We start from the raw sequence: 20,311 nt of genomic DNA on the forward strand, positions 1-20,311 counted from the left end.
GACGGTGTGCTGGATGTCCGGAAAGGGGAGAACATGACGAGAATCGGACGGACACTGGCGGCACTGGGCGGCGCGCTGACCCTGCTGCTCGCCGGCACCGGGATCGCCGAGGCGCGCTTCGGCCAGCTCGCGGACGGGTTCGAGTCGAACCCGGGCGCGTTGTGGCACATCGAGACGCTCGGCAGCGGGCAAGGCGGCTTCGACTACGACAACGGCACGCAGCGCAGCGGCCGCGGCAACGGCTGGCTGCACTCCGGCTATAGCTCGAGTGCGGCGGCCGCGATGGGCACCTGGGCGTACCTGGGCAACGGCGGGATCAGTCACTGCAACGCCGAAGTCCAGGTCAACCCGCTGAACAACCGGAGCCAGGAGATCTCGATCGAGGTCCGCAACTCGGCGAACGGCTTTGTCGCCACCGGCGAGCGTTACCTCGCTTATCCCGGCTACCAAACGATCTCGCTGGCTTTCGACCTGTCGGGGTACCAATCGATCTACGTGCGCTACCTGCTCATGGACAGCGGTCGCGGGTTCGATGGTGAGTGGGTGCGGCTCGACGACTTCGTGCTGACCTGCTGGCCGTGATCGCGAAAACCGAAAGGGCCGTCCGGAGCGAACTCCGGACGGCCCTTTCGGGGAACTTCCCTTACGCGCGCGTCATCTTCCGCAGCACGTACTGCAGGATGCCGCCGTTGCGGTAGTAGTCCGCCTCACCCGGGGTGTCGATGCGGACGTCCGCCTCGAACTCCACGGTGGCTCCGTCCTTCTTGGTGGCCGTGACGTGCACCGTGCGCGGGGTGTCGCCGTCGTTGAGCGCCGTGATGCCCGAGATGTCGAACGTCTCGGTGCCGTCCAGGCCCAGCGACTCCGCCGACTCGCCGGCCGGGAACTGCAGCGGGATGACGCCCATGCCGATCAGGTTCGACCGGTGGATGCGCTCGAACGACTCGGTGATCACCGCGCGCACGCCCAGCAGCGAGGTGCCCTTGGCCGCCCAGTCGCGCGACGAGCCGGAGCCGTACTCCTTGCCGCCCAGCACGACCAGCGGCGTCCCGGCCGACGCGTAGTTCTGCGCCGCGTCGTAGATGAACGCCTGCGGGGCGTCGTCCTGGGTGAAGTCGCGGGTGTAGCCGCCCTGCACGTCGTCCAGGAGCTGGTTGCGCAGCCGGATGTTCGCGAACGTGCCGCGGATCATCACCTCGTGGTTGCCGCGCCGCGAGCCGTAGGAGTTGAAGTCCTTCTTCTCCACGCCGTGCTCGGTGAGGTACTGCGCGGCCGGGGTGCCCGGCTTGATGGCGCCGGCGGGGGAGATGTGGTCGGTGGTGACCGAGTCGCCCAGCTTCGCCAGCACGCGCGCGCCGGTGATGTCGGTGACCGCCGCCGGCTCCGGCGTCATGCCCTCGAAGTACGGGGGCTTCCGGACGTAGGTGGACTCGGCGTCCCACTCGAAGGTCTTGCCCTCCGGGGTGGGCAGCGCCTTCCAGCGCTCGCCGCCGTCGAAGACGTCGGCGTAGTCCTTGGTGAACATCTCCTGCGTGATCGCGTAGTCGATGGTCTCCTGGATCTCCTGCGCCGTCGGCCAGATGTCCTTGAGGAAGACGTCGGTGCCGCCCGGGTCCTGGCCCAGCGGCTGGTTCGCGAAGTCGAAGTCCATCGTGCCGGCCAGCGCGTAGGCGATGACCAGCGGCGGCGACGCGAGGTAGTTCATCTTCACGTCGGGGTTGATCCGGCCTTCGAAGTTCCGGTTTCCCGAGAGCACCGAGACCGCGGTGAGGTCGTTCTCCTGGATCGCCGCGGAGATCTCGTCCGAGAGCGGGCCCGAGTTGCCGATGCACGTGGTGCAGCCGTAGCCGACCAGGTGGTAGCCCAGCTTCTCCAGGTACGGCCACAGGTTGGCCTTGGTGTAGTAGTCGGTGACGACCTGCGAGCCCGGCGCCATCGACGTCTTGACCCACGGCTTGACCGCGAGGCCCTTGTCCACGGCGTTGCGCGCGAGCAGCGCGGCGCCGAGCATGACCGACGGGTTCGAGGTGTTGGTGCAGGAGGTGATCGAGGCGATCACCACGGCGCCGTGGTCGAGGACGAACTCGCCGCGGTCGGCGGTGCTGACCTTGACCGGCTTGCTCGGACGGCCGTTGGCGCCGTTCGCGGCGGACACGATCACCGGCGCGGCGTCGTCCTCGGCGAACGACAGCGACGGCGCGTCGCTGGCCGGGAAGGACTCCTCCGAGGCCTCGTCCATCTTGGTGTGCGGGGTGGTGTCTTCGCCGTCCACGTAGTCGTGCACCGACTTGCGGAACGACGACTTCGCGTCGGTCAGCTCGATGCGGTCCTGCGGGCGCTTCGGGCCGGCGATCGACGGGACGACCGTCGAGAGGTCCAGCTCGAGGTACTCGGAGTAAACCGCCTCGTGCGACGAGTCGTGCCAGAGGCCCTGTTCCTTGGCGTAAGCCTCGACGAGCGCGACCTGCTCGGCCGAGCGGCCGGTCAGCTTGAGGTAGCGGACGGTCTCCTCGTCGATCGGGAAGATCGCCGCGGTGGAGCCGAACTCCGGGCTCATGTTGCCGATGGTGGCGCGGTTGGCCAGCGGCACCGCGGACACGCTCTCGCCGTAGAACTCGACGAACTTACCGACCACGCCGTGGCGGCGCAGCATCTCGGTGATCGTGAGGACGACGTCGGTGGCGGTGACGCCGGCCGGGATCTCGCCGGTCAGCCTGAAGCCGACGACGCGCGGGATGAGCATCGACACCGGCTGGCCCAGCATGGCGGCCTCGGCCTCGATGCCGCCGACGCCCCAGCCCAGCACGCCCAGGCCGTTGACCATGGTGGTGTGCGAGTCGGTGCCGACGCAGGAGTCGGGGTAGGCCTGCCCGTTGCGGGCCATCACCGTGCGCGCGAGGTGCTCGATGTTGACCTGGTGCACGATGCCGGTGCCCGGCGGGACGACCTTGAACTCGTCGAAGGCGCCCTGGCCCCAGCGCAGGAACTGGTAGCGCTCGCGGTTGCGCTCGTACTCGATCTCGACGTTGCGCTCGAAGGCGTCGGGGCGGCCGAAGACGTCGATGATCACCGAGTGGTCGATGACCAGCTCGGCCGGGGCGAGCGGGTTGACCTTGTCGGGGTCGCCGCCGAGGTCGGTGACGGCCTCGCGCATGGTGGCGAGGTCGACGACGCAGGGGACACCGGTGAAGTCCTGCATGATCACGCGGGCCGGCGTGAACTGGATTTCGATCGACGGGTCGGCCTTCGGGTCCCACGAGCTCAGCGCGCGGATGTGGTCGGCGGTGATGTTCGCGCCGTCCTCGGTGCGCAGCAGGTTCTCGAGCAGGATCTTGAGGCTGTACGGCAGGCGCTCGGCGCCCTCGACCTTGTTCAGGCGGAACACCTCGTACGAGGTGTCGCCGACCTTCAGCGTGTCTTTGGCGCCGAAGCTGTCCTTGCTGGCAGGTGCGGTCACGTCTAACTCCAGTGGCATGGACTTCCGCGCCGGTGCGGCGGTCGAGTCCCGGGTCAGTTCGGTCAGTTCGGGTGTCGTGCTCAGGGTCGTGCGGAGTCCGCGCGGGGCGGACGCGAGTCTTGCGCACCCCCACCGTAGGACCGGATTCGGGATGGCACACCTCGCGGTGGTTCAAACAGTACGCGCGTCCTGTTTGGGGTTCAAGACGACACGCGGTGTGGGCTGCGCCATCCGCGCTGGGGGTCCCTCAATAAGGGGAATCGGTGCCTACGGTGTGTAAGTTTCCGGTGATGCTTGTGATAGTGGTGTGACTGCAGTGACGCGCGATGTGCGCAGGTGAGCGGAGGTGGCGGTCGTGCCGGAACGGCGCAAGGGCTGGAAGGTGCCGGGCGCGCGCCGTGGACTGACCGTGAGCACGCTCGCCCTGGTGATCTTGTTCGGCGCCGGCGGCACGGGCCTCGCCGCGCCCCCGCCGCCGCCCAACCCGAGCGACTCGGACCTGAACAACAGCAAGAACGAGGCCACCGCGAAGGCCGGTGAGGTCGGCCGGCTGACCAACCAGCTGGCCCAGGCCGAGCAGAAGCTGTCCCAGCTGCAGGACGACGTCGAGCTCAAGCAGGAAGAGGCCAACAAGGCCCTGGTCGACCTGCAGTCGGCGCAGGACGCCGCCGCGCAGGCGGAGAACGACGCGAAGGCCGCGCGGACCGAGGCGGACGCGGCGGCCGCGGCCATCGAGAAGGCCCGCGACGACCTGAAGACCTTCGCCGCCGCGAGCTTCCAGCAGGGCAGCACGGTCGGCTCGCTCTCGGCGTACCTGAGCGCCGACAGCCCCAAGGACATGCTGGCCCGCGCGCAGCTGCTCGACGCCGTCGGCGGCGACCGGCTCAACGCCCTCGACCGGCTCCAGCAGGCGCAGACCGAGAAGGCGAACAAGGACTCCGCGGCCCGCAAGGCCGCCGAGATCGCCCAGCAGAAGCAGGACGCCGCCCGCCAGGCGAAGACCAGCGCGGACTCCGCGCAGTCCTCGGCCATCCACGCCCAGGACAGCCAGGCGTCGCAGAACACCCAGCTCGAAAAGAACAAGTCCGACGTCGAGCAGCAGCTCTACACCGCCCAGTCCAAGGTCAGCGGCCTGCAGGGGCAGCGGCAGCGCTACCAGGACTGGCTCGCCCAGAAGCAGCGCGAGGACGACGAACGCGCTCGTCAGGCCGCGCTCGGCTCGTCCGGCGGCGGGGGCGGCCGCCCGGCGAGCAGGCCGGCGGCGGGCCCGGCCGGCTCGTCGATCGAGGCGGTCATCGCCCGCGCGCTGTCGAAGATCGGCCTGCCCTACGCCTGGGGCGGCGGCAACGGGAGCGGCCCGACCCGCGGCATCCGCGACGGCGGCGTCGCCGACCGCTACGGCGACTACAACAAGATCGGCTTCGACTGCTCCGGCTTGATGATCTACGCGTTCGCCGGGGTCCGGGGCTTGCCGCACTACAGCGGCTACCAGTACACGGCGGGGCGGCGCGTGCCACTGTCGCAGATGCGCCGCGGCGACATGCTGTTCTGGGGCGGCGCGGGCGGCATCCACCACGTCGCGCTCTACCTCGGCGGCGGGCAGATGGTCGAGGCGCCGCAGTCCGGCCTGCGGGTCCGGGTCGCGCCGGTGCGCTACGGCGGGATCATGCCGTACGCGACCCGCCTGATCGGCTGAAATCGCTCGACGCGGGCGCGGCCGACCGCCAGGATCGGCCGCGTGGACGACGAACTGAACGTGCTGCGGCGCTCACGGATGCGCTGGAACGCGCCCCTGTCCGAGACCCACGCCGAGTTGCTGCTCGACCGGCTGGCCCTGGAGGCGGGGCACCTGGCCGACCTCGGCTGCGGCTGGGGTGAGCTGCTGCTGCGGGCGGTCGGCCGGACGCCGGACCTGCGCGGTACCGGCGTCGACACCGACGCGACGGTCCTGGATCGGGGGCGCGCGGCCGCCCGTGACCGCGGGCTGGCGGCGCGGGCCGGGTTCGTCGAGGGCGACGCCGCGACCTGGGACGGCCCGGTCGAGCGGGCGATCTGCATCGGCGCCTCACACGCCTTCGGCTCGGCGAAGTCCGCTTTGGAGCGGCTCGCCCGGGTGGTGCCGTCCGGGCGCCTGCTCTACGGCGACGGCTACTGGGCGTCGGCGCCGAACCCCGCGGCGCGCGAGACCTTCGGCCCGGACGTGCTGCCGCTGCCCGAGCTGCTCGACGCCGCCGACGCGACCGGCTGGCGGGTGCTGCACCTCAGCACGGCCGATCAGCTCGAATGGGACGACTTCGAGTCGACGTCCCGCGCGGGCTGGCAGGAGTGGCTGCTGGCGCACCCGGCCGACCCGCGGGCCGCGCGGGTGCGGGAGTGGCTCGACGAGCGGCAGCGCCAGTACCTCCGCGACTACCGGGGCGTGCTGGGCTTCGCCTACCTCGTGCTGGGCCGCTGAGGGCAGAGGCGTTCTCCGCCGATCCCTCGTGCGCCGGAAGCTCGTCGTGAGCACGGGCGCGTTGCTGGCCTTGCCCCGGTGGAAGGTGACCGTGCCGCGGTGCCGGGCGGGCTTCACCTCCCTCGTGCCGGGCGGCTAGCCTCCCCGGATGCGGTACGCGGGGATCGTGGTGGCCGGGGGTTCGGCCCGCAGACTGTCCGGTGTGGACAAGCCGGCCCTGTCGGTGGGCGGGCAACCCTTGCTCGCCCGCGCGATCCACGCCCTGGAAGGCGCGGAGCGGGTGATCGCCGTCGGCCCGCGACGGCCCGGCTTCGACGTCGTGTGGACGCGGGAACCGGTGCCGGGCACCGGGCCCGTGGCGGCGCTGGCCGCGGGGCTCGCGTTCGTCCCGGACGACGTCGGCGCGGTCGCGGTGCTGGCCGCCGACCTCCCGGGCGTCCGCCGGTCCACTGTGGACCGCCTGGTCGCGGCGATCGGCGACGGCGACGGCGCCGTCCTCGTCGATGCCACCGGGGCCCGGCAGTGGCTGCTCGGCGCCTGGCGGGTCGCCGCGCTGAAGGCGGCGCTGCCGGAGCAGGTGGAAAACGCGGCGCTGCGGCGCACCCTGGCCGGCCTGCGCATCACCGACGTGCCGGCCGAACTGGGCGAAGCGGACGACATCGACACCCCCGAGGACCTCGAGCGCCACCGCTGAGCGGCTGCTTCACAGATGTCACACCGGGGGAGGTGTTGGCTACTCAGGGGCCAACGCGTGCGTCCGCGTGCCGGATGAGACGAACGGCCGGGGGACGCAGTACGGTCGCACCGCGTGATCACCGTCGCGGGGGCGGCGCACGAACTTTCGAGGAGGCAGAGTGACCGAGCCCGGCTACGCCGAGGGCGGGAACGGCCAGCAGGCCGGTACGCCGGCCCGGGACGCCCAGTTGCTGGAGCGGACCGTGTTCGAGGTCAAGCGGATCATCGTCGGCCAGGACCGCCTGGTCGAGCGGATGCTGGTCGGCCTCCTGGCCAAGGGCCACCTGCTGCTCGAAGGCGTGCCCGGCGTCGCGAAGACCCTCGCGGTGGAGACGTTCGCCCGGGTCGTCGGCGGCTCGTTCTCCCGCGTCCAGTTCACCCCCGACCTGGTGCCCGCGGACATCCTCGGCACCCGGATCTACCGCCAGGGTGCCGAGCGGTTCGACGTCGAGCTCGGTCCGGTCGTGGCGAACTTCGTGCTCGCCGACGAGATCAACCGCGCGCCGGCGAAGGTGCAGTCGGCGATGCTCGAGGTGATGGCCGAGCGGCACGTGTCGATCGGCGGGCAGACGTTCGCGATGCCCGACCCGTTCCTCGTCCTGGCCACGCAGAACCCGATCGAGAACGAGGGCGTTTACCCGCTGCCCGAGGCGCAGCGCGACCGGTTCCTGTTCAAGATCCTCGTCGAGTACCCCACCGCCGAGGAGGAGCGCGAGATCATCTACCGGATGGGCGTCACCCCGCCCACCCCGCACGAGGTGCTCAGCCCGGGCGAGCTGGTCCGGCTGCAGGGCGTCGCGGCGCAGGTGTTCGTGCACCACGCCCTCGTCGACTACGTCGTGCGGCTCGTGCTGACCACCCGGACGCCGAACGAGCACGGCCTCGCCGACGTCGCCGGCTGGGTGTCCTACGGTGCCTCGCCGCGCGCGAGCCTCGGCATCATCGCCGCCGCCCGGGCGCTGGCCCTGGTCCGCGGCCGCGACTACGTGCTGCCGCAGGACGTCGTCGACGTCGTGCCGGACGTCCTGCGCCACCGGCTCGTGCTGTCCTACGACGCGCTCGCCGACGGCGTGCCCATCGAGCACATCATCACCCGCGTGCTGCAGACCGTGCCGTTGCCGCAGGTCTCGGCCCGGCCGCAGGGCGGGGCCGGCCAGGGCGGCCCGGTCCCGGCGGGCGCGCCGGTCAGGTAACCGGCGATGGCGAAGAACGAGCAGGGCACCCGCCCTTCGTGGGCGCCGCCGGTACTGCGCGGCGATCGGCTGGAGGCCGGGCTCCGGACGTTGGAGCTCGACGTCCGCCGCCGGCTCGACGGACTGCTGCAGGGCAACCACCTCGGCCTGGTGCCGGGGCCGGGGTCCGAGCCCGGCGAGGCCCGCCCGTACCAGCCCGGCGACGACGTCCGCCGGATGGACTGGGCGGTCACCGCCCGCACCACGACCCCGCACATCCGCGAGACCGTGGCCGACCGCGAGCTGGAGACGTGGGTCGTCGCCGACCTCTCGGCGAGCCTCGACTTCGGGACGGCGCTGTGCGAGAAACGCGACCTGGTGGTCTGCGCGGTCGCGGCGGTCGCCCACCTGACCGGGGGCGGCGGCAACCGGCTCGGCGCGCTGATCTCCACCGGCGCCGACATGACCCGCATCCCCGCCCGCGGCGGCCTCGCGCACGCCCGCGGGCTGGTGCGGAAGCTGGCCGAGACACCCCGGGCCGCCGAGGGCACGCGCGGCGACTTCGCCGACGCGCTGGAGGCGCTGCGCCGGCCGCCGCGCCGCCGTGGCCTGGCCGTGGTGATCTCCGACTTCCTGGGCGACACGTCCTGGGAACGGCCGCTGCGGGCGCTGGGCGGGCGCCACGAACTGATCGCGATCGAAGTCCTCGACCCGCGCGACGTCGACCTGCCCGAGGTGGGCACCGTCGTGCTGGCCGACCCGGAGACAGGGAAACAGCGCGAAGTGCATGCGTCGGCCTTGCTGCGCAAGGAGTTCGGGGCCGCGGCCCACGCCCACCGCCAGACGGTGGCGGCCGGCCTGCGGCGTGCGGGTGCGGCGCACCTGACGCTGCGCACCGACGCCGACTGGATCGCCGACATGGTGCGGTTCGTCGTGGCCCGCAAGCGCCGCTGGTCCGGGGGTGTCGCGTGAGTTTGACGGGCTTCACCGCGCCGTGGTGGTTCCTGCTGCTGATCGCCGTCGCGGCGGTCGCCGTCGGGTACGTCCTGGCGCAGCGCGCGCGGCGCAAGCGGACGATGCGGTTCGCGAACCTGGCGTTGCTGGAGAAGGTCGCGCCCAAGAGCCAGGGCTGGGTCCGGCACCTGTCGGCGGTGCTGATCGTGCTTTCGCTGCTGCTGCTCACCGTCGGGCTGGCCGGGCCGACCGCCGAGCAGAAGGTGCCGCGCAACCGGGCGACCGTGATCCTGGTGATCGACGTTTCGCTGTCGATGGAGGCCACGGACGTCGCGCCGACGCGGCTGAAGGCGGCGCAGGACGCGGCGACGCAGTTCGCGCAGAACATGACCCCGGGGATCAACCTGGGCCTGATCTCGTTCGCGGGCACGGCGACCGTGCTGGTCAACCCGACCACCGACCGCAACGGCGTGATCAAGGCGATCGAGAACCTGAAGCTGGCCCAGTCGACGGCGACCGGGGAAGGCATCTTCGCGGCGCTGCAGTCGGTGGAGAGCTTCTCCAGCGTCGTGGGCGGGGCCGACGGACCGCCGCCGGCCCGCGTCGTGCTGATGTCCGACGGCAAGCAAACGGTGCCCGAAGACCTGTACGCGGCACGCGGCGGCTACACGGCCGCGCAGGCGGCGAAACAGGCCGGGGTGCCGATCTCGTCGATCTCGTTCGGCACGACCCACGGCTCGGTCGACATCGACGGAAAGGCCCAGCCGGTCAGCGTGGACGACGAGTCCCTGCGCGAGATCGCCCGCCTGTCGGGCGGCGACTTCTACAAGGCGGCCAGCGCCGAGGAGCTGAAGAAGGTCTACGCGGACCTCGGCGAGCAGATCGGCTACGAGCTGAAGGACGCCGACGCGAGCAAGCCGTGGGTGGTCGTGGGGACGCTGATCCTCATGATGGGCGCGGCGGCCAGCCTGTTCTTCGGCCAGCGGCTCCCGTGACTCAGGCTCGGCGGACGCCGTAAAGGCTTCCGCCGAGCAGGGCCACGCCGGAGAGCACGCCGCTCACGAACGGGACCCACTCCGCGGCGCTGCCGAGCAGGGCCAGGCCGACGACCCCCAGCACGGTGAGGACCACGCCGACCACCAGGATCGACCGCGTCTTCCACGCCGAGGCCAGCGCGACGAAGTGGAGCCCGACGATCGTGGCGATCCACGCGACGTTCGCCTGCACCGGCGCGTCCAGCAGGCTGAGCACGAAGAACCCGGCGACGAGCAGCACCACTTCGCCGAGGACGATCACCCGGTAGCTCGGCCCGAACGGCGGCCGTCCCTCGAGCGTCGGCCGCCCGCCGGCGCGGACACCGAGCACCACGACGGCCGCGAGCGCGACCACGGCGAGGGCGCGCAGCACCCAGCCGATCGCCGTGGGGAGCGGGGTCCCGGAGTTGACGAGGACGAACACGGTGCCGAACGCGGCGCCGATGAGCGCCCCCAGGAACTGCTGTCGCATCCGGCGAACCTACCGGAGGGTGATCACGGCGTCGCGAACCCGTTCTGCCGCCAGGCCTCGTAGACCGTGATCGCCGCGGTGTTGGCCAGGTTGAGCGACCGGCTCGTCGGCACCATCGGCAGCCGCACGCGGTCGGTCACTTCCGGTGCCTCCTGCACCGAAGCGGGCAGGCCCACCGACTCCTGCCCGAACATCAGCACGTCCCCGGGCGCGTACGAAACTTCCGTGTACAGCCGTGTCGCGGACGCGCTGAACGCGTAGACCTTCGCCGGCAGCAACACTTCCCACGCCGCGGACAGCGACGCGTGCACGTGGACCCGCGCGAGATCGTGGTAGTCGAGCCCGGCCCGGCGCAGCTGCTTGTCTTCCAGGGTGAACCCCAGCGGCTCGACCAGGTGCAGCTCGCACCCCGTGTTCGCCGCGAGGCGGATGGCGTTGCCCGTGTTCGGCGGGATTTCGGGCTGGTGGAAGAGAACGCGGAACACGGCTCAGTCCTCGAGCAGGGCCGCGTACACCTTGCGGACCTGGTCCGGCGGCGCCGCCGGACGCAGGGTGGCCGGGTCGATGAACACGTACCGGAGGGTCGCCGCCGCCACGAGGGCCTCGCCGCGGTGGATCTCGAAGTCGAAGATCAGGGACGTCGTCCCGAGGTGGTTCAGGTACTGCGACACGACCAGCTCTTCGTCGTACCGGGCCGGCGAACGGAACTTCAGGTTGGCCTCCGCCACCACGACGTCGGTGCGGTGGGCCAGGAACTCGTCGTGCGAACCGAACAGGACCTTCTCCGCCTCGAAGGCGCACATGTCCACATAGGCCAGGTAGTGGGCGTTGAAGACGATGCCCTGGCCGTCGCACTCGTGGTAGCGCACGCGCAGCGGCAGCTCGGCGATCGGGCGGCGGGGTTCGGTCACCGGCCCAATCTAGCGCTCAGCCGTGCAGCGCCCGGTACGCGGCCGCCGCGCCCGGCTGCAGCGGCACCGGCTGCGTGCCGATCAGCGTCCGCACGTCGAGGAACTGCGTGCCGACCGCCTCGGCGGGCACGAGGTCGGTCGCCCGTTCCACGAGCACCCGGACGACCGCGGCGGCGACGTCGTCGGGTAGCGCGGGGGAGCAGACGAGCAGGTTCGCCACGCCGATCGTGCCCAGGGCCCCGACGCCGCGGTAGGCGCCGTCAGGCACTTGGACCTGGTCGTACACCGGCCCGTACGCGGCGCGCAACACGGGCACCACCGCATCCAGCGGCAGCAGCGCGATCGGTGTCGTGCGGGTGAGGTCCGCGAGCTTCGGCGTCGGCACGCCCCCGGACCACAGCATGGCGTCGATCCGCCGGCCGGCCAGCGCCCGGACGGCGTCGTCGAAGAGCAGGTGCCGGGCGTCGACGGCGACTCCGGCCTTCGCGAACAGCCGCTCGCCGAGCTGGGCCGCGCCGGACCCGCCCGCGCCGAGCGACACCGGGCGGCCCGCCAGGTCGGCGAGCCGGCGGACCGGGCCGTCCGCCCGCACCACGAGCTGCAGGTAGTTCTCGTAGACGCGGCCGAGCGCGAGCAGCGGCACCTTTTCCGCGAACGGCGCGTTCCCGGCGAGCGCCGTCTGGGCGACGTCGGCGAGCACGAGCCCGAGGTCGGCTTGCCCGTGCCGCACGAGGCCGACGTTGGCGACGCTCGCCTCGGTCGGCACGGCGGTGGCGCGCAGCCGCGGCTCGGCCCGGCTCAGCTCGGCGGAGAGGAGCTCGGCGAAGGCCAGGTAGAAGCCGCCGCGCTCGCCGGCCGCGATCGTGACCGTCCGTTCGGGACCGTCGTAGCCGGACGTCGAGCAGCCGGCCAGGGCCAGCCCGAGGCCGCCGAGCAGGACGCTTCGCCGCGTGAGGGTCATGGCGCCTCCGAGAGGGGCAGCGTGACGCGGACGTCGAGCCCGCGCGGGAACGCCTGGCGCAGTTCGAGGGTTCCGCCGCGGGTACGCACTTGCTGGTGCGCGATGGCCAGCCCGAGTCCGGTCCCCCGCGGGGCGCCTTCGCCGCCGGCGCGCCAGAACCGCTCGGTGGCCCGCGCACGGTCCTCAGTGGACAGACCGGGGCCGTCGTCGCGGACGACGAGAGTGGCCGTCGAGACGCCGCTTTCCCAGTCGGTGGTGATCTTCGCGCCGCGGCCGGCGTAGTGGACGGCGTTGTCCAGCACCACATCGAGGATCTGCGCCAGTTCGCCTTCCGGGCAGCGGACGGTGACCGGCTCGTCGTGCCCGGGCGGCGGCACGAGCGTCGCACCGGCGTCGTCGGCGGAGGGACGCCAGGCGTCGACGCGTTCGGCGAGCACGGAAGCGAGGTCGCACGACTCGTCCGCCCCGCCGGCCGCGACGCGGGTCGCCGTGCTCTCGGCCAGTGCGAGGGCCAGCAATCCGTCGAGCAGCTTCTCGAGGCGTTCCACCTCGGCCACGGTCGCCCGGTACGTGGCCTCGTCACCCTCGACCCGGCCGGCGAGCGAGTCGACGCGCAGCCGCAGCGCCGCCATCGGGTTGCGCAGCTGGTGGGAGGCGTCGGCGACCAGCCGGTGCTGCTGGTCGGCCGCTTCGAGGACGGCTTCGGACATCCGGTTGACCTCGCCGGCCAGCACCCGCAGCTCCCGCGGCCCGGTGCGCTCGGGGACGTGCGCGCGGTGCCCGGCGGCGACGGCCAGGACGCCGGTCTCCAGCTCGTGCAGTGGCCGCACCATCCAGCGGGCCAGCACCACGGCGAGCAGCACGAACACCACCGCGACCAGCAGCGCTCCGGCGCCGATGGTGCCCCAGCGGGTGGCGACGTCCGCGGCCGCCGCCGTCACCGACGCCCGCAGCACGACCACGCCGGACACCCGGGTGCCGGTGCCGACCGGTCGCGCGAAGTACGCCGGTTCGGCCGACCACGGGCCGAGCCGGCCGACCTGAGGTGCCGGTTCGTTGCGCATCGTCGCCTCGACCAGGGCGTGCACCGCCGGGTCGGCGACGGTCAGGCCGCCCGCCTGCACCAGCGGCCCACGCCGGGCGTCGACGATGACGACGCCTTCGCCGTACAGCTCGGCGTAGCGGGCCGCGTCGGCGGCGAGCGCGGCCGGGTCGCGCGTGTCGACGGCCTGCTGGGCTAGCACGACGAACCGGTCGACGTCGGCGGTGCGGGAGATGACCAGCTGCTGGGTGCGCTGCTCGGCGGTGGACGCGAGCAGCGGGACCGCGAACGCGGCGACCACCGCGAGCGCGAGGGCGACCAGGACCACCAGCAGCCGGGTGCGCACGGGGTCAGTCCCGGCCGAGCCGGTAGCCGAAGCCGCGGATGGTGGTGAGGAGCCCGGGTCGGTCCAGCTTCGCCCGCAGCGCGGTCAGGTGGACGTCGAGCGAGCGCGACACCGCGAGGTAGGCGTCGCCCCACACCTCGTCCATCAGCTGCTGGCGGCTCACCGCGGTGCCGGGACGGGCGGCGAGCACGGCCAGCACCTCGAACTCCTTGGTCGTCAGCCCGATGTCGTGGCCGGCGACGAGGACCCGGCGGCCGCCGAGGTCGATCTCGACGTCCTCGACGCGCACGACGTCACTGGCACTGTCGGCCGGGGCGTCGCGGGCCACCGCGCGGCGGACGACGGCGTCCATGCGCGCGAGCAGCTCGGCCAGCCGGACCGGCTTGGTCAGGTAGTCGTCGGCGCCGAGGCGCAGGCCGCGCACGATCGAGCGCTCGTCGCCGCGGGCGGTCAGCACGATCACCGGCACCGGCGAGACGGCGCGGATCTTCCGCAGGACGTCGAGCCCGTCGAGGTCCGGCAGACCCAGGTCCAGGAGGACGAGGTCCGCGTCGCGGTGGCGGTGCAGGGCGTCGGCCCCGCGCCCGACGCTGGTGACGGGATGACCGCGCGCGTGCAACGACTCCGCGAGCGCGCCCGCGACACCCGCGTCGTCTTCGACGAGGAGCACCCGCACGGCCATCCCCTTGTCAGTGCTTGTCTTCCCTGCGGTCCTCGAGTTCGGAGCTCTTCGAGGTTTCCCGCATTGTGCCGTAGACGATCAGGGAGACCAGGACGCAGCCCGCGACGTAGAAGAAGAACACCGACTCGTGTCCGGCGCTCTTCAGCGCCTGCGCGATCAGCTCCGCGGTGCCGCCGAAGATCGCGACGGTCAGCGCGTAGGGCAGGCCGACGCCGATGGCGCGGATCTTCGTCGGGAACAGCTCGGCCTTCACGATCGCGTTGATCGACGTGTAGCCCGCCACGACGACGAGCCCGGCCAGGACGAGGAAGAACGCGCCGACCGGGTTCCGGGTCGAGCCCATCACCGTCATGATCGGCACGGTGAGCAGCGTGCCCGCGATGCCGAAGAACAGCAGCAGCGGGCGGCGGCCGATCCGGTCGGACAGCTTCCCCGCGAGCGGCTGCAGGATCGCCGCGAGCAGGATCGCCGAGAACAGGATGATCGTGACCGTGCGCCGCGGGATGTGGGCGGTGTTCTCGAGGAACTTCTGGCTGTAGGTGGCGAAGGTGTAGAAGGCCACCGTGCCGCCGAGGGTCAGGCCGACCACGAGCGCGATCTCCTTGGGGTACTTGGCCAGTGCGCGCAGCGTGCCGCGTTCGCCCGCCGTCTCGCCGGCCTTTTCCTTGGTGAAGCTCTCCGACTCGTCCATGCCGCGGCGCAGCCACATGACGCTGAGCGCGGCCACCGTGCCGACGCCGAACGCGATCCGCCAGCCCCAGGACGTCAGCTGCTGCTCGGTGAGCAGGCCCTGCAGGATCAGCTGGAGGCCCAGTGCCAGCAGCTGACCGCCGTAGAGGGTGACGTACTGGAAGCTGGAGTAGAACCCGCGCTTGCCGGGAGTGGCCACTTCGGACAGGTACGTCGCGGAGGTGGAGTACTCGCCGCCGACGGACAGGCCCTGGATCAGCCGGGCGACCAGCAGCAGGATCGGCGCCGCGAGGCCGATCGTGTGGTAGCTCGGCGTGACGGCGATGAGCAGGGAGCCGCCCGCCATGAGCGTGACCGAAAGCACCAGCGCGCTTCGGCGGCCGAAGCGGTCGGCGAACCGGCCCAGCATCCAGCCCCCGAGCGGGCGCATGAGGAACCCGACCGCGAACACCGCGGCGGTGCCGAGGAAGGCGGCCGTCGTGTCGGTCGTCGGGAAGAAGGACTTGGCGAAGTACGTGGTGAACGCCGCGTAGGCGTACCAGTCGTACCACTCGACCAGATTGCCGATGGAGCCGCGCAGCACGTTGCCGATCACGCGCTTTTCGCTCACGGCCCCTGTGGTCGCGGAGCTGATCCGGGTTGTCATCGTCGACCTCCTGTGTTGCGACTCACGGTGACCAACCAGCGGGTAACCAGCAAGGTCGGAGGACAGTTCCTAACACCCGCTTAGGACGGTCGCAGGCACCTCCGGGCGCGGGTGCGCGACGCCGCGGCACTGCCGATAACCTCGTGCCCGACATCAGCGCACGGTCGACGAAGAGGGAGAACACTGTGGGACGGTCGGTTCTGGTCACCGGGGGCAACCGGGGCATCGGTCTGGCGATCGCCCGGGATCTCGCGGAGCAGGGACACCAGGTCGCCGTCACGCACCGTGGTTCGGGTGCGCCCGAGGGGCTCTTCGGGGTGCAGGCGGACGTCACCGACACCGAACAGGTCGACGCGGCGTTCAAGCTCGTCGAGGAGCACCAGGGCGCGGTCGAGGTGCTGGTGTCCAACGCCGGGCTGACCGACGACACGCTGCTGATGCGGATGAGCGACGAGCAGTTCGAGCGCGTCATCAACGCGAACCTGACCGGCGCGTACCGGGTCGCGAAGCGGGCTTCGCGCGGCATGCTGCGCGGCAAGTGGGGCCGGTTCGTCTTCATTTCCTCCGTCGTCGGGCTCTCCGGCTCGGCCGGCCAGGCCAACTACGCGGCGTCGAAGGCCGGTCTCGTCGGCTTCGCGCGCTCGCTGGCGCGTGAGCTCGGCTCCCGCAACATCACCTCGAACGTCGTCGCCCCCGGCTTCGTGCACACCGACATGACCGACCAGCTGTCCGAGGACCGCAAGAAGCAGGTCCTCGCGCAGGTGCCCTCCGGCCGGTACGCCGAGCCGTCGGAGATCGCCGCCGCGGTGCGCTACCTGGCCTCCGACGAAGCCGGGTACGTCAACGGCGCGGTGCTGCCGGTCGACGGCGGCCTCGGCCTCGGCCACTGACTTCCCTTATCCCGAACCAAGACCTGGAGGACCCGTGCCCGGACTGCTCGAAGGCAAGCGCCTGCTGATCACCGGCATCATCACCGACGCGTCGCTCGCCTTCCACGCGGCCAAGATCGCGCAGCAGGAGGGCGCGAAGGTGGTGCTGACCGGCTTCGGCCGCATGTCGCTGGTCAAGACCATCGCGAAGCGGCTGCCCGAGCCCGCGCCGGTGATCGAACTGGACGTGACGAACCAGGAGCACCTCGACACTCTCGCCGACCGGATCCGCGAGCACGTCGACGGCCTCGACGGCGTGCTGCATTCGATCGGGTTCGCCCCGCAGACCTGCCTCGGCGCGCCGTTCCTCGACGCGCCGGCCGAAGACGTCAAGACCGCGGTCGAGGTCTCGGCGTACTCGTTCATGTCGCTGGCGAAGGCGTCCCTGCCGCTGATGGGCCGTGGTGGGTCGATCGTCGGGATGGACTTCGACGCCCGCGTCGCGTGGCCGGTCTACAACTGGATGGGTGTCGCGAAGGCCGCGCTGGAGTCGGTCAACCGGTACCTGGCGAAGGAGCTGGGCCCGCAGGGCATCCGCGTCAACCTGGTCAGCGCCGGCCCGATGAAGACGATGGCGGCGAAGTCGATCCCGGGCTTCTCGGACCTCGAGGACGGCTGGGGTGACCGCGCGCCGCTCGGCTGGGACAGCTCGGACCCGGACCCGACGGCCAAGAGCGTCTGCGCGCTGCTGTCGGACTGGCTGCCGGCCACCACCGGCTCGATGATCATGGTCGACGGCGGGGTCCACGCCCTCGGCATCTGATCTCACGCGAGCACCGGTTCGCGGTCGTCGCTCCGCTGGACGACGACCGCGACCGTGAGCGCGACCAGGGTCGCCGCGCCGAGCGCGATGCCCGTCCACGCGACGCTCGGGAAGCCCAGGCCGGCACCGATCGCGACGCCGCCGAGCCACGGCCCGATCGTGTTGCCGACGTTGAACGCCGCCGTCGTGCTGGCGCCGACGAGCGTCGGCGCGTTCCCGGCCACGGCGTACGTGCGGACGTTCAGCGCCGGGTTGGCGCCGAACCCGGCGGCCCCGAAGACGAGCACGGCGGCCACGGCGACCACCGGGTCCGTCGTGAGGGCCAGGACGAGCAGAGCGGCCAGCGCGAGCGCGACGCAGCCGTAGAGCGTGGCGAACGGGTGCCGGTCGGCCAACCGCCCGCCGGCCGTTATCCCGGCGAGCGCGCCGACGCCGAACAGGGCGAGGACGCCCGGGACCCACTCCGGTGCCAGGCCGTCGGTCTCGGTCAGCAGCGGCGCGAGATAGCTGAACGCGGCGAAGATCATGGCCTGGCACAGGGCGATCACGCCGAGGGCGAGCCAAACCCGGCCGCGCCGGTAGAGCCGCAGCTCGGTGCGGACGCTCATCCCGGCGCCGGTGGTCTCCGGCACCAGCGCGGCCACTCCGGCCGCCGCCAGCAGCGTCACGGCCGCGACCGCCCAGAACGCCGTCCGCCAGCCCGCGTGCTGGCCGATGAACGTGCCCGCGGGGACGCCCGCGATGTTGGCCACGGTCAGCCCGCCGACCAGCACCGCCATCGCCCGGCCGCGGCGCTCGACGGGCACCAGCGCGATCGTCGTCGCCACGGCGACGGCCCAGAAGCCCGCGCAGGCGAGCGCGGCCACCACGCGGGTCGCGAACAGCAGCGCGTAGCCGGTGGACAGCGCACCCACGACGTGCGCCCCGAAGAAGACCGCGAGCAGGGCGAGCAGCGTCCGGCGGCGGGGGAGCCGCAGGGTGGCGATCGCCAGCAGTGGCGCGCCGACGACCATGCCGATCGCGAAGGCGGAGATCAGCAGGCCGGCGTCGGGGATGGTGACGCCGAGGTCGGTGGCCATCCCGGGGAGCAGGCCGGTGATCATGAACTCGGACGTGCCCAGCGCGAACACGCTGAGCCCGAGGACGAAGACGGCCAGGGGCACGGGTCCTCCTTGGTTGTGTATCGGTCAGTACAAAATTGGGGTGGCGTTTGTCTCGTTCGTGCCGGCCGCTAGGCGGTGACGGCCGAGAGGGCGAGGTCCGCGACGGCGTGCATGGCGTCGGGGCTCGCGCCGCGGCGGGACATCACCCGGAGCCCGGAAATGGTGCTGAGCAGGAACTCGGCGACGTCGGCCGGGGTGCGGCCGTCCCGGAGACTGCGGTCGAGGACGCCTTCGCGCACGCATTCGCCGAGCAGGGCCAGCTGCTGCTCGGTGTCGCGGCGGAGGGCTTCGCCGACTTCGTCGTCGGGGATGCCGAGTTCGGCGAGGGTGTTGACGACGAGGCAGCCGCGCCGGTCGTGCTCCAGCTCGTCGTCGATGAGGCCGTCGAACATGGCCGCGAGGCGGTCGGCGGCGGTGCCCGGCCCCTCGAGGACGGCTTTCCGGCCGGCGAGACCCTGGGCGCTGTAGTGCGTCAAGGTGCGCTGGAACAGCGCTTTCTTGCTGGTGAAGGTGTTGTAGACGCTGCTGCGCCCGAGCCCGGTGGCCTCGCACAGGTCCTGCGTCGACGTCGCCTCGTAGCCGCGGGCCCAGAACGCGTGCATCGCGCTTTCGACGGCGGCGGTCTCGTCGAACTCCCGGGGCCTGGCCATGGGCACGAGCCTACCAGGTTTTGTACTGGTCGATTCATAACGGGCCCGCGTCAGCGTGCGGGCCGCCACATCGGCAAGATGACGGGGTGGGATACGACGCGTTGCTGTGGCTTTCGTTCGGCGGTCCGGAAGGGCCCGACGACGTCATGCCGTTCCTCGAGAACGTCACCAAGGGCCGGGGCGTGCCGCGGGAACGGCTCCTCGAAGTGGCTGAGCACTACCAGCACTTCGGCGGCGTCTCGCCGATCAACGCGCTGAACCGCGACGCGATGGCCGCGGTGGAGAAGCGGCTCTCGGCCGCCGGGATCGACCTGCCGGTGCACTTCGGCAACCGCAACTGGCACCCGATGGTCGAGGACACCCTGGCGTCGCTGACCTCGGAGGGTGCGAAGCGGGTCCTCGTGTTTCCGACGAGCGCGTACGGCGGCTACTCGGCGTGCCGCCAGTACGACGAGGACATCGAGCGAGCCCGGGCAGCGGTCGGCCCGGACGCTCCCGAACTGGTGAAGCTGCGCCAGTTCTTCGACCACCCGCTGTTCGTCTCGGCGGTGGCGGACGGCGTGCGCGCGGCGCACGCGTCGCTGGGTGACGCGCCCGGGATCCGCACGGTCTTCACGGCCCACTCGGTACCTTCGAGCGCGGACGTCGCTTCCGGACCGCCGTCGGAGGGCGGCCGGCGGTACTCGCGCCAGATCGCGGAGGCGGCGCGGCTGGTGGCGGCCGAGGCGGGCATCGCGGAGTACGACGTCGTCTGGCAGTCGCGCTCGGGGCCGCCGCAGGTCCGGTGGCTGGAGCCGGACATCGTCGACCACATCGACGCGCTGCACGAGTCCGGGGTCACCGGCGTGGTCGTGTCGCCGATCGGGTTCGTCTCGGATCACCTCGAGGTGATCTGGGATCTGGACAACGAGGCGGCCGAGCGAGCGGCGGAGCACGGAATGGCGTTCGCCCGCGCGGCTGCGGCGGGCTCGGACCCCCGCTTCGCGGAACTGGTGGTGGAGCTGGTGCGCGAGCACACCCACGGGCTGGAGCCGCGCAAGCTGTCCCCGTTCCCGGCGGCGGGCTGCACGGTGAACGGTGCGCCCTGCGCGGTGGGGTGCTGCGAGCCGGCCAAGCGCCCGGCCCGGTGACGAGCGCCCCAAGGTGGCCTTCGGTGCGTTGAACGCACCCAAGGGGCCCTTCGGTGCGTTCAACGCAACCAAGGCCACCTTGGGGCGCTGGAGTCCTCAGCCCTCGCGGGCCGTCTGCT

Annotated in this window: 20 protein-coding genes; 10 read left to right on the plus strand and 10 right to left on the minus strand. The window is 71.9% G+C overall.

Annotated elements, in window-relative coordinates; all coding sequences use genetic code 11:
• The first annotated feature begins 33 nt into the window (after nt 1-33).
• Nucleotides 34-582 (plus strand): hypothetical protein, encoded by a 549-nt coding sequence (locus tag AB0N03_RS48815; protein ID WP_364387751.1) that lies wholly within the window; start codon nt 34-36, stop codon nt 580-582.
• Between the two features lie 61 nt (nt 583-643).
• Here the strand turns inward: AB0N03_RS48815 and acnA are convergent, their stop codons facing one another.
• On the minus strand, nt 644-3,457 hold the full coding sequence (acnA, locus tag AB0N03_RS48820) for an aconitate hydratase AcnA (protein ID WP_364387753.1): 2,814 nt from the start codon (nt 3,455-3,457) through the stop codon (nt 644-646).
• Nucleotides 3,458-3,839: 382 nt separating this feature from the next.
• Here acnA and AB0N03_RS48825 point away from each other — a divergent pair, with 382 nt between their 5' ends.
• The 6 genes from AB0N03_RS48825 (at nt 3,840) to AB0N03_RS48850 (ending at nt 9,768) form a co-directional block, all read left to right on the plus strand.
• Nucleotides 3,840-5,153 carry an NlpC/P60 family protein gene (locus AB0N03_RS48825; protein WP_364387793.1) on the plus strand — a complete coding sequence of 438 codons (1,314 nt, stop codon included), beginning with the start codon at nt 3,840-3,842 and terminating at the stop codon, nt 5,151-5,153.
• A 42-nt stretch (nt 5,154-5,195) separates the two neighbouring features.
• Nucleotides 5,196-5,912 (plus strand): methyltransferase domain-containing protein, encoded by a 717-nt coding sequence (locus AB0N03_RS48830; protein WP_364387755.1) that lies wholly within the window; start codon nt 5,196-5,198, stop codon nt 5,910-5,912.
• A 148-nt stretch (nt 5,913-6,060) separates the two neighbouring features.
• Entirely contained in the window at nt 6,061-6,606 is a 546-nt protein-coding gene (locus AB0N03_RS48835) for an NTP transferase domain-containing protein (protein WP_364387757.1), read from the plus strand.
• Nucleotides 6,607-6,766: 160 nt separating this feature from the next.
• Nucleotides 6,767-7,840: an AAA family ATPase gene (locus AB0N03_RS48840; RefSeq protein ID WP_364387759.1), complete on the plus strand. Its 1,074-nt coding sequence runs from the start codon at nt 6,767-6,769 to the stop codon at nt 7,838-7,840.
• A gap of 6 nt (nt 7,841-7,846) precedes the next feature.
• A complete protein-coding gene (locus AB0N03_RS48845) occupies nt 7,847-8,791 on the plus strand; it encodes a DUF58 domain-containing protein (protein ID WP_364387761.1) in 945 nt (314 codons plus the stop codon).
• Nucleotides 8,788-9,768 carry a VWA domain-containing protein gene (locus AB0N03_RS48850; protein ID WP_364387763.1) on the plus strand — a complete coding sequence of 327 codons (981 nt, stop codon included), beginning with the start codon at nt 8,788-8,790 and terminating at the stop codon, nt 9,766-9,768. The genes AB0N03_RS48845 and AB0N03_RS48850 overlap by 4 nt, the downstream gene beginning before the upstream one ends.
• Nucleotide 9,769: 1 nt before the next feature.
• Here the strand turns inward: AB0N03_RS48850 and AB0N03_RS48855 are convergent, their stop codons facing one another.
• The 7 genes from AB0N03_RS48855 to AB0N03_RS48885 are packed head-to-tail and all read right to left on the minus strand — an operon-like array spanning nt 9,770 to nt 15,557.
• The gene (locus tag AB0N03_RS48855) at nt 9,770-10,279 is read right to left on the minus strand and encodes a hypothetical protein (RefSeq protein WP_364387765.1); all 510 of its coding nucleotides are present in this window, start codon (nt 10,277-10,279) and stop codon (nt 9,770-9,772) included.
• Between the two features lie 23 nt (nt 10,280-10,302).
• Complete coding sequence (locus AB0N03_RS48860) at nt 10,303-10,764, minus strand: tRNA (cytidine(34)-2'-O)-methyltransferase (RefSeq protein ID WP_364387767.1); 462 nt, start codon at nt 10,762-10,764, stop codon at nt 10,303-10,305.
• A gap of 3 nt (nt 10,765-10,767) precedes the next feature.
• Nucleotides 10,768-11,190, minus strand: coding sequence for a thioesterase family protein (locus AB0N03_RS48865; protein ID WP_364387769.1), 423 nt, complete (start codon nt 11,188-11,190; stop codon nt 10,768-10,770).
• Between the two features lie 16 nt (nt 11,191-11,206).
• A complete protein-coding gene (locus AB0N03_RS48870) occupies nt 11,207-12,151 on the minus strand; it encodes a TAXI family TRAP transporter solute-binding subunit (protein ID WP_364387771.1) in 945 nt (314 codons plus the stop codon).
• Complete coding sequence (locus AB0N03_RS48875) at nt 12,148-13,539, minus strand: HAMP domain-containing sensor histidine kinase (RefSeq protein WP_364387773.1); 1,392 nt, start codon at nt 13,537-13,539, stop codon at nt 12,148-12,150. The genes AB0N03_RS48870 and AB0N03_RS48875 overlap by 4 nt, the downstream gene beginning before the upstream one ends.
• A 4-nt stretch (nt 13,540-13,543) precedes the next feature.
• Nucleotides 13,544-14,221 carry a response regulator transcription factor gene (locus AB0N03_RS48880; RefSeq protein WP_364387774.1) on the minus strand — a complete coding sequence of 226 codons (678 nt, stop codon included), beginning with the start codon at nt 14,219-14,221 and terminating at the stop codon, nt 13,544-13,546.
• A gap of 7 nt (nt 14,222-14,228) precedes the next feature.
• The gene (locus AB0N03_RS48885) at nt 14,229-15,557 is read right to left on the minus strand and encodes an MFS transporter (protein WP_364387776.1); all 1,329 of its coding nucleotides are present in this window, start codon (nt 15,555-15,557) and stop codon (nt 14,229-14,231) included.
• A gap of 185 nt (nt 15,558-15,742) precedes the next feature.
• Here AB0N03_RS48885 and AB0N03_RS48890 point away from each other — a divergent pair, with 185 nt between their 5' ends.
• Together AB0N03_RS48890 and fabI are read left to right on the plus strand one after the other, a co-directional pair.
• Nucleotides 15,743-16,447 carry a beta-ketoacyl-ACP reductase gene (locus AB0N03_RS48890; RefSeq protein WP_364387778.1) on the plus strand — a complete coding sequence of 235 codons (705 nt, stop codon included), beginning with the start codon at nt 15,743-15,745 and terminating at the stop codon, nt 16,445-16,447.
• Nucleotides 16,448-16,481: 34 nt separating this feature from the next.
• Nucleotides 16,482-17,249 carry an enoyl-ACP reductase FabI gene (gene fabI / locus AB0N03_RS48895; protein WP_364387780.1) on the plus strand — a complete coding sequence of 256 codons (768 nt, stop codon included), beginning with the start codon at nt 16,482-16,484 and terminating at the stop codon, nt 17,247-17,249.
• 2 nt (nt 17,250-17,251) lie between these two features.
• Here the strand turns inward: fabI and AB0N03_RS48900 are convergent, their stop codons facing one another.
• Nucleotides 17,252-18,412 carry a Cmx/CmrA family chloramphenicol efflux MFS transporter gene (locus tag AB0N03_RS48900; RefSeq protein ID WP_364387781.1) on the minus strand — a complete coding sequence of 387 codons (1,161 nt, stop codon included), beginning with the start codon at nt 18,410-18,412 and terminating at the stop codon, nt 17,252-17,254.
• Nucleotides 18,413-18,480: 68 nt separating this feature from the next.
• On the minus strand, nt 18,481-19,062 hold the full coding sequence (locus AB0N03_RS48905) for a TetR/AcrR family transcriptional regulator (protein ID WP_364387783.1): 582 nt from the start codon (nt 19,060-19,062) through the stop codon (nt 18,481-18,483).
• A gap of 86 nt (nt 19,063-19,148) precedes the next feature.
• Between AB0N03_RS48905 and AB0N03_RS48910 the strand changes: the two genes are divergently transcribed.
• The gene (locus tag AB0N03_RS48910; protein WP_364387785.1) at nt 19,149-20,192 is read left to right on the plus strand and encodes a ferrochelatase; all 1,044 of its coding nucleotides are present in this window, start codon (nt 19,149-19,151) and stop codon (nt 20,190-20,192) included.
• The last annotated feature ends 119 nt before the right edge of the window (nt 20,193-20,311 follow it).

Source organism: Amycolatopsis sp. NPDC051061 (assembly GCF_040682935.1).
Taxonomy (GTDB): Bacteria; Actinomycetota; Actinomycetes; order Mycobacteriales; family Pseudonocardiaceae; genus Amycolatopsis.

What these genes read in the sequence shown, in the direction of transcription:
- AB0N03_RS48815 (WP_364387751.1), top strand. Translation starts at nt 34, where the DNA reads ATGACGAGAATCGGACGGACACTGGCGGCACTGGGCGGCGCGCTGACC.
- AB0N03_RS48835 (WP_364387757.1), top strand. Translation starts at nt 6,061, where the DNA reads ATGCGGTACGCGGGGATCGTGGTGGCCGGGGGTTCGGCCCGCAGACTG.
- AB0N03_RS48845 (WP_364387761.1), top strand. Translation starts at nt 7,847, where the DNA reads ATGGCGAAGAACGAGCAGGGCACCCGCCCTTCGTGGGCGCCGCCGGTA.
- AB0N03_RS48855 (WP_364387765.1), bottom strand. Translation starts at nt 10,279, where the DNA reads ATGCGACAGCAGTTCCTGGGGGCGCTCATCGGCGCCGCGTTCGGCACC.
- AB0N03_RS48870 (WP_364387771.1), bottom strand. Translation starts at nt 12,151, where the DNA reads ATGACCCTCACGCGGCGAAGCGTCCTGCTCGGCGGCCTCGGGCTGGCC.
- AB0N03_RS48880 (WP_364387774.1), bottom strand. Translation starts at nt 14,221, where the DNA reads ATGGCCGTGCGGGTGCTCCTCGTCGAAGACGACGCGGGTGTCGCGGGC.
- AB0N03_RS48885 (WP_364387776.1), bottom strand. Translation starts at nt 15,557, where the DNA reads ATGACAACCCGGATCAGCTCCGCGACCACAGGGGCCGTGAGCGAAAAG.
- AB0N03_RS48905 (WP_364387783.1), bottom strand. Translation starts at nt 19,062, where the DNA reads ATGGCCAGGCCCCGGGAGTTCGACGAGACCGCCGCCGTCGAAAGCGCG.